The following is a 17728-nucleotide window of genomic DNA, read 5'->3' as shown; positions in this document are numbered from 1 at the left end:
TTTAACATGACTCAGTACTTTATCCAACAGAATTTCTTCATCAGTTAAGAAAAGGAAGTAATAGGAGAGGGACATTAGACAGATACTACTTGTGAAGCAATCTGCTTCTAATTGAAAAGATTGTTGGGAGGTTATTTTTTGGCTACTCGTGATTCCATGAGCGACTTACTACAAAGATGTAATGATGTAATCAATTTTGCAGAGCAGCAATATGAAGCAGCAAGACGTCAGGAACATTTTAATGATACGGAATATACGGATGCACAAATGCAATTAGAGAATATTTACAATGATTTGCACACGATGGATCGCAGTGCAAACCAGCAGCAAAGAGAAGAACTGCATCGCATGCGATTATTGATAGAGCAAATGCAAAATCAAATGACATTAAGATTGCATTAAGGGGGAATTAAAATGGATAAACGTTCGAAGAAAAATAATCCAGAACAAAAAACACGTAATGGGATAAATAATCAGGATGTAGAGCTGGGGAAAGATGTTGATCTAATAAAAGCAGCCAAAAAGAAATATGAGAATTCTGGAGGCCAGCCTGCTAAATCCAAATCAAGACAAGAATAATTTATTAATAAAAAATGTCCCAACGGCATGAAGACTGTTGGGACATTTATATCAATTTGTTTTAGGCGTTAACTTAGAAGCTTCTTTTGTTGGATAATCATAGAAAAAGGCTGTAAACAAGCTAATTACAAGCAGTACGACTAATATAGGCACAAGCAAAGTCATACCACTGCTGTCTACAAGCATGCCCCCGACAAGTGGACCAATCATTCTGCCACCAGTTGCTGTACTGTTTACGATTCCTTGGAAAAATCCTTCCTTCCCTTTAGGAGCCAGCTTATCAGCAATGGTCGGAACTGCTGGCCAAATAAGCATTTCTCCGATTGTTAAGATAATCATCGCCGCAAGAAAACCAGTAAAGAATTCCGCTTTTCCTACAATAAGGAAGGAAACAATAAAAATGCCGATTCCAATAAGCATTTGTTTCTTTATAGATGTACAAACTTTTTTGGTGAAAAAAGAAATCAGCGGTTGGCCGAATACAATAAGACCACCATTAACAGCCCATAATAAACTATATTGTGTTAAAGGAATACCTAACTCCTGTGTATGGGTAGAAATGGTAGCTTGCCATTGGACATAGCATATCCAGCACAATAAATAACCCAATCCTAAAATTCCGAGAGAATACATAGCAGGACTGCCTTTTAACAAATGTTTTCCCTTTCTTTTAGAAACAGTACCATTTGTAGAGGGAAGAACATCTGCTTTTACTTGAATGTTTTTATAACTAAAGAAGGCAATAAGGAAAAATACCCCATACATTAGGGTGTTTGACAAGAAGATTAATTGGAACGAATAAGAAGCGATAAAGCCGCCAATTGCTGATCCTAGTGCCACGCCAACGTTTTGCGCAACATAAATACTATTAAAAGCTTTTCTTCCTCCCTCTGGCCAAACATTCCCTGCCATTGCGTACATGCTAGGATATATAATACCTGATCCAAACCCAGATAACGTAAAGAATGTACAATAAGCTTCCCAATTGTGGAACAGAGTCAATCCTAGTAAAGAAAAGGCGGTTAAAGAGATTCCTAATAAGATGGATGGATATCCCCCTAATTTATCGTAAAGAATGCCTCCGATTAAATTACCGATAACACTTGCTCCTGAATTAAGCATAAGAATAAAACCTGCAACCGTAAGTGTTTTTCCTAAATGCTCATGAATGTATATACTATTTAAAGGCCAAAGTAAGGAAGATCCTGTAACGTTAACAGCCATTCCAATAACTAAAAGCCATAGAGAACGAGGCATAATAATGCTCCTTTTCAACTTTATTCTTAAATACCAAAATAAGTGTAGTTGCTTTTTAACAAACCTGCAATAGAATAGTGCCCATTTTTATATAGGCGGAATTTTCTGATAGAAAAGTGCGAGGAAAAGAGTTTTTGAAGAGTAAATTAAGAAGAAAAGTCAATTACAATAATTTTAATATTTAATTTGTTTGAAAAATAAGTATTTTTCTAATAAAGTAGTAATAACCCCAAAATTAAGCATGGAGAGAGGATAAAATAAATGACGAAAATATGTTTAATAAGGCATGGAGAAACAGATTGGAATGCACTGGGAAGGATTCAAGGAAAAACAGATATCCCTTTAAATGAAAATGGCAAGAAGCAGGCAGAACAATGCCGTGACTATTTAAAGCATTCAGAGTGGGATGTCATTGTTACAAGTCCTCTAAAAAGAGCAAAGCAAACGGCGTTGATTATAAATGAAGCTTTGCAACTAGAAGTAGTAGAAATGGATGAATTCATGGAGCGTAGTTTTGGCGATGCGGAAGGAAAAACAAGAGAGGAACGAGCGATTCTTTATCCAGATCACCAATATCCAAACCAGGAGTCGAGAGAAGCTCTCGTAAAAAGACTAACGGACGGCCTCGAAAAAGTTATTTGCCGGTTTCCAGACGAAAAAGTATTGTTAGTTGCTCACGGTGCAGTTATCCATACATTATTAACCATAGTGTCAGAAGATTCGCTCAAAATAGAAAAATATTTATCAAATGCTTGTATTAGCAATATTCAGTATAAAGAGAAGCGTTGGGAAGTGAAAGATTACAACTTGGTTGATCATTTAGTGGAGATACCTGAATAATGATTGGAAGGGGCAGTGATCAATGAGCGATTTTGGTGCATATATCGATAAAAATATTTCATTGAAACCAATAAAACGAGGAAATTTGGATGGGTTGACTTTCGCTGTAAAGGATGTTTTTACAATTAAGGACTATCTTTCCTCTGCAGGAAATCCAGATTGGCTTTCTAGTCATCCCCCTGCTAAAGAAACAGCACCTGTGATAACTAGCTTGCTGAATAATGGTGCCCGGCTGCAGGGTACAACGATCACAGATGAATTGATGTATAGTTTAAATGGAGAGAATTTTCATTACGGAACTCCAGTCAATCCTAAGTCTCCTAATAGAATTCCAGGTGGTTCCTCCAGTGGTTCAGCTGTTACGGTTGCTGCTAAGCAGACGGATTTTTCCTTAGGGACAGATACAGGAGGATCGATAAGAATTCCATCTTCTTATTGTGGGATATATGGAATCCGCCCCTCCCATGGAGTAGTGAATATAGAAGGAGTCATCCCTCTTGCCAAAAGCTTTGATACCGTTGGATGGATGGCAAATGACGCAGAAATTCTAAATGAAGTTGGAAAAGTACTTTTACCTGTCCAAAGAGACGGCTCTTTTACGAGATTTATCATGGGAAGTGATGCATGGGCATTGGCCGACCAAGAAGTACATAAAGCTTTTGCTCCTTTATTGGAGAAATTAGAACAGTCGGTACCTAATTACGTAACAACGGTTATAGCAGAAGAAGGACTACATGAGTGGTCTGAAGTCTTTAGAATGCTGCAGGGCAGAGAAATTTGGCAAGAGCATGGAGAATGGATTCAAAAAGCAAAGCCTACGTTTGGTCCGGGAATAGCAGAAAGATTTAAGTGGGCTAGTACTATAAAAGACGAAGATTTAGCACCATATCATCAGTTGAGACGTAAAATTCAGCAAAGAATGGAAGAACTGCTTAAAGATGATGCAGTTTTGATCATTCCTACAGCTCCAGGAATCGCACCTCTTTTAAATCTACCTGTTTATGAATTAGAAGAAAGAAGAAAGCAAACCTTTCAGTTATGCTGTATAGCAGGATTAACAGGTTTCCCCCAAGTGAACATACCATTAACTACAAGCAATGGAGTACCAGTAGGTCTTTCTTTTATAGCTGGTAGAAACCAAGATAGAAATTTACTTCAATTAGTAGCTGAGTGGGTAAAGAAATGGTAATGATATAACCTTAAAGGAAATATAGGCATATTATAAAAGAAGTAGTGAACCTAGTTTTTACAAGAGCGTACTAAGTACCGTATGTAAATGAATAAATACAAAAAGGAAGACCTTTTTTCTTGTAGAATTAAGTTGTTCCACACACAAATTCAAAGTAAGAGGGTCTTTCCTATGAACCAGTTAACAACAGCTTTTGTCGATGGTCTAGTAAAAAAAACAAGAGATTACCGAACAATTTCGTTTATACGGTGAATAAGCAGTCCATGCGCTGCTTGCAGCCGAATTAACAGAAGAAAACACAAAAATTATATCTATTACGCACTTTACACGTTCTCCCATTACAAAGAAAGTAGATGATGTTTTATTAACAGGAACGAGAGAAAGTGTACTTCGAGGCGGTTCCTTGTCGACAAAGTTTACCCAATTATTGTCATTGATATGTTATGCTTGAGGGTGAGAATCGGTTAAAAGAAAAAGCATTGAAATATAGAGAAGCGACTGCAAAAGCAGTGGCTGACAAAGCATACTAGTATATTCACGAGAGGAGTAATTTGATGATTGAGAAACTAAAGGGAGGATTAATCGTTTCTTGCCAGGCATTGGATTCTGAGCCATTACATGGTTCAGAATTTATGGCAGCAATGGCGCTTGCTGCAAAAATAGGGGGAGCTGTAGGAATCAGAGCAAACGGTTACTCGGATATCAAAAGAATTAAAGAGAAAGTAGATTTACCTATTATAGGGATTCTAAAAAAACATTATCCAGGCTATGATGCATTTATTACCACAACTAAGGCAGATGCACAGCTTGTGGCTGATGCGGGCGCCGACATTATTGCGATAGATGCAACCGACCGTTCAAGGGCAGAAGATTTACAGGAATTAATTGATTTTATAAAGGATAACCTTAACAAAAAAGTGATGGCGGATGTTTCCACGCTAGAGGAAGGTATACGTGCAGAGACTATGGGTTGCGATTTCGTTGGTACTACCCTAGCTGGATATACAGTGAAAACGCAACATTTGAAAAATGGTCCAGCCTTTGAATTATTAGAGAATCTTGTTAAAGCAGTAAACGTTCCTATCATAGCTGAGGGGAGAATTGAAACGCCAGAAGATGCCAGAAAGGCATTAGAGCTTGGTGCTTTTTTTGTTGTAGTAGGTGGAGCGATTACACGTCCTCAGGAAATAACTAAACGATTTGTAAAGGGTATGAACAGCTAAAATACATAAGGTGTCTTGTCGAGATTTAAGATAGACAATCAATTATAAAAGGAGCTGATTCAAATGAAAAGAATTCCACTTAGTATGGTGATAAAAGATTTGTCGCATATTCCGCAATACCCGCTTCCAGCTGAATTTCGAATTAGGTTATTTGAAAAAGGTGACGAACATCATTGGGCGTTTGTGGAGGCGAGTGTAGATGAATTTGAAAGCAAAGAAGCTGCTCTAGCGCATTTTTATAAAGAATTTGGACCATATATTGATGAAATGACAAATAGATGCTTGTTCATCGAGAATAAAAAGGGAGAAGTGATTGGAACAACAACGGCATGGTATGGTGACTTAAAAGGAGATGGAGAAATAACAGGAAGAATTCATTGGGTAGGAATTGTCCCTGCATATCAAGGACAGAAACTCTCCAAACCTTTACTAAGCGAGGCGATGAATATCTTGGCTAAATATCACTCAAAAGCCTACCTTACATCGCAAACAACAAGTTACCAAGCAGTTAATATGTACTTAAACTATGGGTTTAAACCGTTTATCAAAGCTCCAAGCTGTCATGAAGCTTGGTCCTTATTAGAGGATACTTTAGACCGAAAAATATTAAAGTGAGCCAATTTTAAAATTTAAGTAACTACTTGAATCTGAATAATCCTTTTTTGGAGAATTTAACGGTTGCTTTCCACTGAAAGTGCTCAAGTAGTCTTTAATTGTAAACTAAACTATTGAAACAGGTACGGAGTTAGCTGCAATAAGAATAATATATGTGATTAAATTGTGTAGGCATTGGAAATAATGAAAACAAGCTGAGAGTTAGATGGGTACCTATCATGCTGAAGTTTATGCGTTGCTTCCTCAAGCAGAATTAGTTGCTTTGTGTGAATACAATGACAAAAGAAGAGCTGAGGCTATAGAAATAAAGTATATAAAGAGGATCTATAAGTACGTCTATAAAAAATTGTTCATGTAGTTTTAGTCATTGATGTGATGTCAAGAAGATGGGTTTAAAATGAAAATGGCAAAATTCTAATGAATGTTTGACTATTATTAAGTTACAAAACGAATAATTTAATTTCTCTTATTAATATTTACTTAATCTGAAAACTACTTGCAACATACATTAAAATACAATACAATAAAAAACATATATAAGTAATCAACACGGATAAGGAATAGTAAAGATGCCCTTTTGAAAGAAGAGAACTGACGGATGGTGCAAGTCAGTCAAAAACATCTTGAACTCACCTTTGAGTTGCAAGTGTGAACTTTTAGTAATGCTTGCCGTACACCTGCGTTAAAGGATAATGAAGCGAGTGATTTATTCACTAATTGTGGGTGGTACCGCGGGAGATTATACATAATGCCTCTCGTCCCTATTTGGGATGAGCGGCTTTTTATTTTGGTCAAAACAACTTTATGGGAGGATTTAAGATGAGTTTTAATCATCAGAAAATAGAACAGAAATGGCAAAAGTTTTGGGAAGAAAACAAGACTTTTAAAACAAGTGAAGAAAAAAGCAAGAAAAAGTTTTATGCTTTAGACATGTTTCCATACCCATCTGGAGCAGGGCTGCATGTTGGGCATCCAGAAGGCTATACAGCAACAGATATTCTCTCTCGTATGAAAAGGATGCAGGATTTTAATGTTCTTCATCCAATGGGGTGGGATGCATTTGGTTTACCTGCAGAACAATATGCGCTGGATACGGGTAACCATCCAGCTGAATTTACACAAAAAAACATCGACACATTCCGACGTCAAATTAAATCATTAGGCTTTTCCTATGATTGGGATCGCGAAATTAACACAACAGATCCAGAATATTATAAGTGGACACAATGGATTTTTCTCAAATTGTATGAAATGGGCTTAGCTTATGTTGATGAAGTAGCAGTAAATTGGTGTCCAGCATTAGGAACGGTTTTAGCTAATGAAGAAGTTATTGATGGTAAGAGTGAACGTGGTGGACATCCAGTTGAAAGACGTCCGATGCGTCAATGGGTATTAAAAATAACAGCATATGCTGATCGTTTGTTAGAAGATTTAGATGAAGTAGATTGGCCAGAAAGTATTAAAGAAATGCAAAGAAATTGGATTGGCCGTTCAGAAGGAGCAGAAGTTACCTTCCAAATTGACAATCATGATGAGACATTCACTGTCTTTACAACAAGACCGGATACATTATTTGGTGCAACTTATGCTGTGCTTGCTCCTGAACATGCTTTAGTAGAGAAAATTACAACTTCAGAGCAAAAGGCAGCTGTAGAAGCTTACTTAGAAAAGGTTAAAAGTAAGAGTGATTTAGAAAGAACGGACTTAGCGAAAGAGAAGACGGGTGTATTTACTGGTGCTTACGCGATCAATCCAGCAAATGGCGAAAAAATGCCAATCTGGATCGCTGATTATGTCCTTGTCAGCTACGGTACAGGAAGTATTATGGCTGTACCTGCACATGATGAAAGAGACTATGAATTTGCTAAAACATTTGGTTTACCAATTAAAGAAGTGGTAGCTGGAGGAAATGTAGAAACAGAGGCCTATACTGGTGATGGGGAACATGTAAATTCTGATTTTCTAAATGGTTTAAATAAAGAAGAAGCTATTGTCAAAATGATTACTTGGTTAGAAGGGAAAGAAATAGGAACGAAGAAAATCACTTACAGACTTCGTGATTGGCTATTTAGCCGCCAGCGCTATTGGGGCGAGCCAATTCCTATTATCCATTGGGAAGATGGCACAATGACAGGTGTTCCAGAAGAGGAATTACCTTTGACACTTCCAGAAACATCTGAAATTAGGCCATCTGGAACAGGTGAATCTCCGTTAGCAAATATTTCAGAATGGGTAAACGTTGTAGATCCTGTTACTGGAAAAAAAGGCAGACGTGAAACAAATACCATGCCGCAATGGGCTGGAAGCAGCTGGTATTACTTGCGTTATATTGATCCAAAAAATAACGAGCAGATTGCTGATCCTGAAAAAATTAAAGAATGGCTTCCAGTCGATATGTATATCGGTGGAGTAGAACACGCTGTCTTGCATCTTCTATATGCACGCTTCTGGCATAAAGTACTTTATGATTTAGGTGTTGTTCCTACGAAAGAACCATTCCAAAAATTATACAACCAAGGAATGATCCTCGGTGAAAATAATGAAAAAATGAGTAAATCAAAAGGAAATGTCGTAAATCCAGATGAAATTGTAGCTAGTCATGGTGCAGATACACTTCGTCTGTATGAAATGTTTATGGGACCATTAGATGCTGCAATTGCATGGTCAACAAATGGACTTGATGGTTCAAGAAGATTCCTAGATCGAATTTGGCGATTGTTAGTGGATGATAATGGAGAGCTTACTTCTAAAGTTCAAGATATAGAGGAAATGAAGGCGCTAGATAAAATTTATCATCAAACAGTGAAAAAGGTAACAGAGGATTTTGAAGCACTTCGCTTCAATACGGCCATTTCGCAAATGATGGTGTTTATCAATGAATGTTATAAAGCAGATCGTATTCCGAAGAAATATGTGGAAGGATTCGTGAAATTGCTTTCTCCAATTTGCCCACATATTACAGAAGAGCTATGGCAGATCATTACTGGTTCTAACCAATCCATTGCCTATGAAGCATGGCCAGCATATGATGAGGCAAAATTGGTTGATGATGAAGTCGAAATTGTCATTCAAATTAACGGTAAAGTGAAAGCGAAACTAATGGTTCCGGCGGATGCTAATAAAGATGCTCTAGAGCAGATTGCTATGGAGGATAGCCAAGTTAAAGAGCAAATTGATGGCAAGCAAGTACGTAAAGTTATTGCTGTTCCTGGTAAATTAGTTAATATCGTTGCAAATTAAAAGGGAAGAGGCTGTCTTTTTTGACAGCCTCCTCTTTCTGTCAATTAGGCAGACTAATTGCATAACATAGTCATATAATCTATATTACAATGAGAGAAACTATATACACAGTATAAAAGGTGATAATGGAGGAAATAAAATGGATACGATAAAAACAATTACTACTGAGGAATTAGAGGAAAAGCTGACTAATGAAGAAAAGCTAGAATTAGTTGATGTTCGGGAAGACGAAGAAGTAGCAGAAGGAATTATTCCTGGAGCAAAACACATTCCGATGAATAGCATCCCTGAAAATTTAGATTACTTTTCAAAAGATAAAGAATATATCATGATTTGCCGCTCAGGCAGACGAAGCGAAAATGTATGTTACTATTTGCAAGACCAAGGCTACAAAGTGGTAAATATGGAAGGCGGCATGCTAAATTGGCATGGCAAAACAATTTAAAGGCTGATAAGCTTAATATAAGCGAAAGAGCTCAAAGATAAGGTATTATTTACCTTCATTCTTTGAGCTTTTTTATATGGACTTCGTTTATACATAAAACTTAAATGAAAGCTAAAAGTGTCTACACTATGAAAGTATAAGAATAGTTTTTTAAGAAATTAAAAGAAAGTTAAAAGTTTTCGTGAAATTGATTGAATAGTAAGAATTTTGTCTATCCTTTAATTATAATCTACAAAATAATAGGGAGAGGAAGAAAAGATGATTAAAGTAAAATTATTTGATCAAGAGCACGAGAAGGATCTAGAATTACAGATGAATAAATTTTTACAGAAAATAGATGAGAAGAAATTAATCGATATCAAATACAATGTCGCGGCCATGCAAGAGGATGAGGAGGATCAAATCTATTGTTTCTCCTCCATGATTATTTACAGAACTTAAAAAAGAGAAAAATAAAAAGCAGAGTGACTTTATGGAAAGCACCTCTGCTTATTTTTTACTCGCTTTTAGCAACTGAAGCAGCATTGACACCTGCCAGCCTTCCCGTTACAAAAGCTGATGTAATATTATAACCTCCAGTATATCCGTGAATATCTAATATTTCACCACAGAAGAATAATCCTTCCGTCATTTTCGATTCCATTGTCTTAGGTGCAATTTCCTTAATAGATACACCACCGCCAGTGACAAAAGCTTTTTCTATCGGTAACGTTCCGTTTACATCAAAGGTGAAAGCTTTACATAGACCAACAAATACTCTTATTTTATCTTGAGAAATAGTCGCACATGGAGCAGCTGGATCGATATTTGCTAGCTCCAGCAAATATAATAAATAGCGCTCTATCAATAGACCTTTTAACGTATTTTTAATTGCTTTCTTTGGTTCAGTTTTTAGTAATTTCATTGTATCTTGTAAAAGCTTTTCTTCTTTTTTATCTGGAAATGAATCAATGGAAACTTTCACTTCCTCTAAATTCCATTTTTTCTTTGCCTTCACGACAAATTGGCTGCAGCGTAATACAGCTGGGCCGCTAATGCCAAAGTGGGTGAAAATCATATCCATTTGATGGGTAATAATAGGCTTGCCTTTTGGGTTAAGCACACTTAATGCTACATCTCTTAGCGAAACCCCTTGTAAGGTTTTATTTTGAATAAATGCTTCTTTCGAAGTGATAGGTACTTCTGTTGGAAATAAATCCGTTATTGTATGCCCTGCTTTTTTAGCCCATGCATAACCATCCCCTGTAGAACCAGTATGTGGAACAGATTTACCACCAACTGCAATGATTAGTGACTTACAGGTTTTAGTTTCACCATTTTGTAGAATCACCGTTTTTGTTTTATTTTCATGATAGTTAACTGTCTTAACTGGGGAATTTGTCTGAATGGTTACCCCTAATCTATCTAGTTCGCTTAATAAGGCATCTACGACTGATTGTGCTTTGTTAGAGACAGGAAACATTCTTCCATGATCTTCTTCCTTTAAAGCAATTCCCAGGTTTTCGAAAAAAGCGATAATATCTTCATTGTTAAATTCAGAAAATCCACTGTAGAGAAAACGACCATTTCCGGGAATATGTTTTATAATTTCCTCTATTGGAAGCCGGTTGGTCACGTTACAACGGCCTCCTCCTGAAATTGCTAATTTTCTGCCAAGCTTATTTCCCTTATCGATTAGTAATACTTTCGCCTTTTGTTCCGCCGCTCCAATTGCAGCCATTAATCCTGATGGTCCTCCGCCAATCACGATTACATCATATTGCATATTACATCCTACTTTCTTGAAGAAGTATCGTTTTTTTTGCTATTATTTTAGTTTGTATCTATCTTTTAAAGGAATATGTCAGTGACTCATTTATTTAAAAAAGAGGTTATTTCCTTTTATTGTGAGCCATATCAGCATCATGCTTTTTATTAAAAGTAGCGTTTCTTTTTAAGAAAGGGTACACTACTAATAGTGTGTTAGAAAATGTTCATATTTACTTTTAGTCGAATATATTTTATTGCCTATTTTCATGGTAAAATACTTATTTGTGTAACGTTTTAAGAGAGCTTCGTTTAAGGAAGGGATTTTATGTCATCAAAATTGCTTAAAGGCACATTTATTTTAACACTTGGGACTATCATATCCAAAGCGTTAGGTTTATTTTATGTTATACCATTCAATATGATTGTCGGAAAACAAGGGACAGTGCTATATCAATATTCTTATGTAGCTTATACTATTGTAATAAGTATTGCAACAGCTGGTATTCCATTGGCTGTAAGTAAATTTATTTCGAAATATAATGCAATGGGAGAATATAAAGTTGGAAGAAGATTATTTAAGTCAGGATTAATGATCATGCTGGCAAGTGGGGTTCTGTCTTTTTTAGCTTTATATGCAGCAGCTCCCTTTCTAGCCGGGCTTATTATATCAGACGATGACTTGACCTCAACCGTAGGGCAGGTTACAACAGTTATCCGCGCAGTTAGCTTTGCGTTGATTGTCGTTCCATTTATGAGTTTAATCAGAGGCTTTTTTCAGGGACATGATGCAATGGCACCTTCAGCTGTCTCGACAGTAATCGAGCAGATTGTTCGGATTGTTTTCTTACTTGGCGGGTCAGCTATTGTTCTGTTTTTATTAAAAGGAAAGTTGATTACAGCAGTAAGTATTTCCGTTTTTGCTGCGTTTGTTGGAGCAATAGGGGGACTTGCTGTGCTGTTATTGTATTGGAGAAAAAGTAAAGACGAGTATGATAATCTTTTATTATATGATAAAGGCATGCAGACAGATATTCGTCTGCGCTCTATGTATAAAGAAATTCTTTTGTCTGCTGCTCCGTTTGTTTTCGTGGGAGTTGCGAATCCTTTATTTCAGGCAATCGATACCGTCACTTTTAACCGTGCGATGAGTAGTATTGGGCTAAGTTCAATTTCTGAAACAGCCTTAAATATTTTTAATTACCAAACCCATAAAATCATTATTATTCCTGTATCGCTTGCAACTGGTTTTTCAATGGCATTAATTCCAATGATTACAAGAGCCTTTATAAAAGAGGATCATACCGGTCTTGCCACAAACTTAAATCAAACTTTCCAAGTCTTATTATTTATTACTTTGCCAGCATGTATTGGCCTTTCTGTTCTAGCAGAGCCGGTGTATCGGTTGTTTTATGGGACAGAAGATCTTCTAATGGGTGCAGAAGTGCTAAGATTGTATGCTCCTGTTGCCATTCTTTTTTCCCTTTATCCAGTTACCGCGTCCATCTTACAAGGGTTAAATGAGCAACGATTTACTATATTAAGTTTATTAGTAGGGATTTTAATTAAATTAAGCTTAAATATCCCGTTCATAGAAAGATGGGAAACAAATGGCGCTATCCTTGCAACTTCATTAGGGTATACAGTATCTATCTTAATTAATTTAGGAGTAATAAAAGCATATGCAAATTATTCCTATAAAATAGTTATTCGAAGAAGCATTCTCATCATTGGATTTTCGATAATGATGTATATCATAACAGATATTGTCTATTCATTACTCCGTTTATTTTTATCAACAGAGTCTGTTGTAGCTTCTTTATTAATGGTTGTAATTGTAGCTGTTTTTGGAGTCCTCATGTACGTTTATTTAGCTTACCGCTCCAAATTGGTTTATCGCATTTTTGGAGAGCAAGCTTTTAAAATAAAACAAAAACTAAGACTTCCTTTTTAATTTAGTAGAAACAATAGGAAGCAAGCTTATAAATAATAGAAAAGAGCCTTTAAAAACAGAAATAATAGATAGAGGTTGAGTTTATATGCGAATAGATAAAATGCTCGCTAATTTAGGGTATGGAAGCAGAAAAGAAGTGAAAATGCTCCTGAAAAATAAGGCAGTAAAAGTAAATGATGTAATTATTAAAGATGCAAAGCACCAAGTAGATCCTGAAAAGGACGAAGTATCGTTAAATAATGAAATAGTCGAATATAAAGAGTTTATTTACTTAATGATGAATAAGCCGCCTGGCATTATTTCTGCAACTGAAGATACAAGAGAAGAAACAGTGGTAGACATTCTGCAAATAGAGGATTCCGTTTATAATCCTTTTCCTGTAGGTAGGTTGGATAAGGATACAGAGGGATTACTTCTGCTCACAAATGATGGGAAATTAGCGCATCGTTTATTATCTCCCAAAAAACATGTTCCGAAAACGTACTTTGCTGTTATCAGAGGGGAAGTAGGCGAAGAGGATGTCGAGGCGTTTAAAAAGGGTGTTGTTTTAGATGATGGATACCTTACGAAGCCTGGTCACCTAGTAATATTAAAAGCTGGCGAAACTTCTGATATTGAACTAACGATTTCAGAAGGGAAATTTCATCAAGTGAAAAGAATGTTTGAAAGTGTTGGGAAAAAAGTTGTTTATTTAAAACGGATTTCCATGGGACCACTAGAACTGGATGAAACACTAGAGCTTGGAGAATATCGGGAGTTGACAGAAGAAGAAATAGAGCTGTTAAGAAACTATGAAGTAAAATAATTACATGGGGTTTTAATAGCTCCTATTAGCGGAATGAAAGTAAAAACCTTACTTGGATTTTAGGAAAATATCAATCCTTTCCTGAAAATCTAGTAAGGTTTTTGCTTTTTATTATACAAATTTTAATCTTAAGTTCGTTCCATTCGTTTTAGGATGTCATTTTTACTTTTTTTCTAGTTGTTGTCCATTTTCCACGACTTGGACTTTGTACCAAGTCATTATAAGCTAACACATTCAAATCTCTTTGAATCGTTCGCGGAGTAATACCAAATTCCTCCACTAGCTCTTGTGTTGTAACAGTTCCACGCTTACTAATAAACATGTAGACGGATTTGATACGGTTTAACATCCGGTTAGTTGAAGGTTTCAATAAACCACTCCCTATCCTTTTTTCAAACCTTTGGCAAATTCCAGCGACCGACAGCTTATTTGAAGAGTAAAATCTTCAAGCGTATGTAATTTTCTTTTCCACAGACAACCCCTTTTCAACTGGTTAAATAAATAGTGAAATAGTTAATAGAATGAAATTCTATATAAATATTGTACCCCTATTTACTAATATATTCTACATTATTTGCGTTAATTTACAAAATATTTGCTTATTTATGTCTTAATTTACCACCCCCTGCAGGGTTCTTTACATTCATCATATGGAATTTATGTTTATGATATGAATAAAAATGCAAAAAGTAAGTAAATAATTTTATTTCCCGATTTTTATGGTTGATAAACCAAATGGAATAAAAAATAAAACGGATAAGCTTTTTTAAATTTCCTTTATATTCATTTTAAAATCCTCAATCATTCTTCGATGGCTCCCGACCATTTTTTCTGGTAGTTCATCAAAATTGAAATATCGGAGACTGAATGCCTCTTCTTGATCATTTTTGAGCTTTCCTTCATATTCTGAAGTGCAGTAGGCAGTTGTTACAGTGTAAAATGGATCTCCATTTGCTGCCACCGCAAAATAATCTTTTCCAGAATAAACGGATAGTAATTGAAGATTCATTACTTGAAGACCCGTTTCTTCGAAAACTTCTCGTTTTGCTGTTTCTTCTGTACTTTCTCCTAATTCCATTAATCCACCGGGTAAACACCACACATGTTTAGGATGTTTTCTCTCTTGCAAAAGTACTTTCTGGTCTTTAGTGAACAGGATAACTACGGCTCCAACGAGAATAACAGGCATTTTTCCGACAAGCTTTCTTAAATCTTCTACATATCCCAATTAAATACATTCCTTCCATATGCTAGATTAAATATAGTATAGCTTTGTTTTTAATAAAAGGTATACTATACTTAATAATAATTTAGTGAAATAGGGATTTAAAGCTTTTATTTTTCATATAAAGCGTTTTATGATATGTTTTTCCTATAATATATTTATAAGCTTGCAAGGAGGCAGCTATGAGTTCAATTGATTGGTTAAATGAAGTACATAATCGTAAAGATAGTTTTATTAAGGATTTGCAAGGGCTGTTACAAATAAAGAGTGTGTTAGATGAAGAAAATGCAACAGAGGATGCACCTTTTGGAAAAGGCGTGAAAGAGGCATTAACCTATATGCTATCATTAGGTGAAAAAGATGGTTTTGTTAGTAAGAATGTAAAAAATGTTGCTGGACATTTACTTTATGGTGAGGGGGCAGAAAGCGTTGGGGTTCTTTGCCATGTAGATGTTGTTCCTGAGGGAGATGGATGGACAAGTGACCCTTACAAGGCAGAGATTCGCGATGGTAAAATATTCGCAAGAGGCGCTTTAGATGATAAAGGCCCTACAATGGCTGCTTACTATGCAATGAAAATTGTGAAGGAGCTGCACCTTCCCTTAACGAAAGAGATTCGAATGATTATTGGAACCGATGAAGAAAGTGATTGGAGATGTGTAGATACTTATTTCCAAGAAGAAAGTATGCCTACAATCGGATTTGCCCCTGATGCAGATTTTCCGATTATTTATGCGGAAAAAGGAATTTCTGATTTTGACATCGTACAAAAATACACGGAAGCATCTAGCGATTCTGGTGAAGTTAAAATTCTCCGTTTTTCATCAGGTAGAAGATATAATATGGTCCCAGACTTTGCGCAAGCTGTGTTAGAAGTCAAAGAAGGAGCGCAAACGGAGGTTATTCAACGATATCAAAATTATTTGAAACTTGAAAATATCCCTGGCCGCTATTTAGTTGATAATGGCGATTTAGTTTTAGAGTTAGAAGGAGTTTCAGCACATGGTCTAGAGCCTAATAATGGGATAAATGCTGGATTAAAGCTGGCTAATTTTCTCGTAGAGTTAGAATTGGATGAAAAAGCGGACCATTATTTTCAATTTGTAAAAAACTTCTTTGTGAATGACTCTAGAGGAAAAAAACTTGGTATCGATTATGAGGATGAGATAACAGGAGAGCTGACCCTAAATGCTGGGATTTTGGATTATCAGGCAGATCATGGTGGAAAAATAGGACAGACAGTACGTTATCCTGTCACAAATGATATGGATCAAACAAAAGAAAAATTAATAAAATTACTAGCAGAATATAATTTCAGTCTTGAAAACTTTTCGGATTCTAAACCGCATTATGTAGAAAAAGACTCTGAATTAATTCAGACACTAAGTAAGGTCTATGAAGAGCAAACTGGTGAAAAGGCGAAGCTATTATCAATTGGTGGAGGCACTTATGCCAGATCGCTAGAAAAAGGGGTTGCATTCGGACCACTCTTTCCAGGAAGAGAAGATATTGCACACAAAAAAGATGAATATATGTATATAGAAGATTTGTTGAAGGCAACTGCTATTTATGCACAAGCAATATATGAATTAGCTAAATAAAGTTTTATTAAAGGAGAAGAGAAAATGAGAATGGTGTTAATGAATGGGGAATTTATACCAAGAGAACAAGCGAAAGTAGATATTGAAGATAGAGGTTATCAGTTTGGCGATGGAATATATGAAGTAATCCGTGTGTACAATGGTAAAATGTTCATGGCAAAGGAACATCTTGAACGATTATCTGCAAGCAGTGAAAAAATAGGCATAGCTATTTCTTATTCTATCTCAGAATTAACCACTCTTTTAGAAGAATTAATTGCCAAAAACTCATTAAGCACCGGTATCATTTATATGCAATTCACAAGAGGCGTGAGCCCGCGAAATCATAGTTACCCAACAGAAGCTGTTACTCCAACGTTTGTAGCTTATACTAAGATGTTAAATAGACCACTTGATAATCTAGAGAATGGGGTGAGTACCATTACAGTAGAAGATATTAGATGGTCAAGATGTGATATAAAAAGTTTAAATTTGCTTGGTAATGTAATGGCGAAACAAAAAGCTACAGAAGCAGATTGTTATGAAAGCATCCAGTATAGAGAATTATCTGTAACAGAAGGAAGCTCTTCAAATATATGGATTGTAAATGGAGAAAAGATTCAAACACATGAAGCGAATCAATTTATATTAAATGGAATTACTAGACAAAAAATTATTCAATTATGTGGCGAAAATGGGATTGAGGTTGAAGAAAAGGCATTTTCTATCGAAGATTTAATCGATGCAGACGAAGTTTTTTTATCCAGCACAACTTCCGAAGTTACACCAATCGTTTCTGTGAATAATGTCCCCGTTAAGGAAGGAAAAGTTGGAGAAATGACAAAAAAACTCCAAAATTTATTTGTTGAAGCAATCATTAGTGAGTGTGGACAAATAAGCAATTAGCATTTGCTAAATAAAAATAAAAATGAGTTGTTTCAGTCTGGCTAATAGCCATGTCTCTGAGACAACTCATTTTTTTTAAGAAAGTAATTCAATGGAAAATAAGGTATAGTAAGATATATATTTC

17 protein-coding genes and 1 other annotated feature are annotated in these 17728 nt (G+C 35.8%); of the genes, 13 read left to right on the top strand and 4 right to left on the bottom strand.

Annotated elements, in window-relative coordinates; genetic code table 11:
* Positions 1–138: 138 nt before the first annotated feature.
* Entirely contained in the window at positions 139–402 is a 264-nt protein-coding gene (locus NSQ92_RS15915) for a YtzC family protein (RefSeq protein ID WP_047944522.1), read from the top strand.
* 12 nt (positions 403–414) lie between these two features.
* Complete coding sequence (locus tag NSQ92_RS15910) at positions 415–579, top strand: hypothetical protein (RefSeq protein WP_047944521.1); 165 nt, start codon at positions 415–417, stop codon at positions 577–579.
* 51 nt (positions 580–630) lie between these two features.
* Here the strand turns inward: NSQ92_RS15910 and NSQ92_RS15905 are convergent, their stop codons facing one another.
* Positions 631–1836 carry an MDR family MFS transporter gene (locus NSQ92_RS15905; protein WP_095322998.1) on the bottom strand — a complete coding sequence of 402 codons (1206 nt, stop codon included), beginning with the start codon at positions 1834–1836 and terminating at the stop codon, positions 631–633.
* Positions 1837–2097: 261 nt separating this feature from the next.
* Between NSQ92_RS15905 and NSQ92_RS15900 the strand changes: the two genes are divergently transcribed.
* From NSQ92_RS15900 to NSQ92_RS15870, 7 genes are all read left to right on the top strand, one after another.
* Positions 2098–2676 carry a histidine phosphatase family protein gene (locus NSQ92_RS15900; protein ID WP_047944519.1) on the top strand — a complete coding sequence of 193 codons (579 nt, stop codon included), beginning with the start codon at positions 2098–2100 and terminating at the stop codon, positions 2674–2676.
* A 22-nt stretch (positions 2677–2698) separates the two neighbouring features.
* On the top strand, positions 2699–3865 hold the full coding sequence (locus NSQ92_RS15895; protein WP_061798772.1) for an amidase: 1167 nt from the start codon (positions 2699–2701) through the stop codon (positions 3863–3865).
* 554 nt (positions 3866–4419) lie between these two features.
* Positions 4420–5088, top strand: a complete 669-nt coding sequence (locus NSQ92_RS15890; RefSeq protein ID WP_047944517.1) for an N-acetylmannosamine-6-phosphate 2-epimerase — start codon at positions 4420–4422, stop codon at positions 5086–5088.
* 63 nt (positions 5089–5151) lie between these two features.
* A complete protein-coding gene (locus NSQ92_RS15885; RefSeq protein WP_047944516.1) occupies positions 5152–5703 on the top strand; it encodes a GNAT family N-acetyltransferase in 552 nt (183 codons plus the stop codon).
* A gap of 541 nt (positions 5704–6244) precedes the next feature.
* Positions 6245–6469 (top strand) — a binding site (T-box leader).
* A gap of 53 nt (positions 6470–6522) precedes the next feature.
* A complete protein-coding gene (gene leuS, locus NSQ92_RS15880) occupies positions 6523–8943 on the top strand; it encodes a leucine--tRNA ligase (protein ID WP_047944515.1) in 2421 nt (806 codons plus the stop codon).
* Between the two features lie 139 nt (positions 8944–9082).
* Complete coding sequence (locus tag NSQ92_RS15875) at positions 9083–9388, top strand: rhodanese-like domain-containing protein (RefSeq protein WP_047944514.1); 306 nt, start codon at positions 9083–9085, stop codon at positions 9386–9388.
* 258 nt (positions 9389–9646) lie between these two features.
* Entirely contained in the window at positions 9647–9829 is a 183-nt protein-coding gene (locus NSQ92_RS15870) for a sporulation protein Cse60 (protein WP_047944513.1), read from the top strand.
* A 55-nt stretch (positions 9830–9884) separates the two neighbouring features.
* Here NSQ92_RS15870 and NSQ92_RS15865 read toward each other — a convergent pair whose 3' ends face one another.
* Positions 9885–11153 (bottom strand): BaiN/RdsA family NAD(P)/FAD-dependent oxidoreductase, encoded by a 1269-nt coding sequence (locus NSQ92_RS15865; RefSeq protein ID WP_047944512.1) that lies wholly within the window; start codon positions 11151–11153, stop codon positions 9885–9887.
* Between the two features lie 309 nt (positions 11154–11462).
* Between NSQ92_RS15865 and NSQ92_RS15860 the strand changes: the two genes are divergently transcribed.
* Entirely contained in the window at positions 11463–13088 is a 1626-nt protein-coding gene (locus NSQ92_RS15860; protein ID WP_047944511.1) for a putative polysaccharide biosynthesis protein, read from the top strand.
* Positions 13089–13173: 85 nt separating this feature from the next.
* Positions 13174–13893, top strand: a complete 720-nt coding sequence (locus NSQ92_RS15855) for a pseudouridine synthase (RefSeq protein ID WP_047944510.1) — start codon at positions 13174–13176, stop codon at positions 13891–13893.
* A gap of 148 nt (positions 13894–14041) precedes the next feature.
* On the opposite strand, the gene NSQ92_RS15850 is transcribed toward NSQ92_RS15855, so the two are convergent.
* On the bottom strand, positions 14042–14263 hold the full coding sequence (locus tag NSQ92_RS15850) for a DeoR family transcriptional regulator (protein ID WP_016202849.1): 222 nt from the start codon (positions 14261–14263) through the stop codon (positions 14042–14044).
* A 396-nt stretch (positions 14264–14659) separates the two neighbouring features.
* Positions 14660–15121, bottom strand: a complete 462-nt coding sequence (locus tag NSQ92_RS15845) for an NUDIX hydrolase (protein ID WP_341152953.1) — start codon at positions 15119–15121, stop codon at positions 14660–14662.
* 179 nt (positions 15122–15300) lie between these two features.
* On the opposite strand from NSQ92_RS15845, the gene pepV reads away from it, so the two are divergent.
* Entirely contained in the window at positions 15301–16719 is a 1419-nt protein-coding gene (pepV, locus tag NSQ92_RS15840) for a dipeptidase PepV (protein WP_047944508.1), read from the top strand.
* A gap of 24 nt (positions 16720–16743) precedes the next feature.
* Entirely contained in the window at positions 16744–17604 is an 861-nt protein-coding gene (dat, locus tag NSQ92_RS15835; RefSeq protein WP_047944507.1) for a D-amino-acid transaminase, read from the top strand.
* Positions 17605–17728: the final 124 nt, after the last annotated feature.

Source organism: Niallia sp. FSL M8-0099, from assembly GCF_038006945.1.
GTDB lineage: Bacteria > Bacillota > Bacilli > Bacillales > Cytobacillaceae > Niallia > Niallia circulans.
The sequence above is the reverse complement of the archived record's forward strand: the minus strand, read 5'-3'. Positions and strand labels throughout refer to the sequence as shown.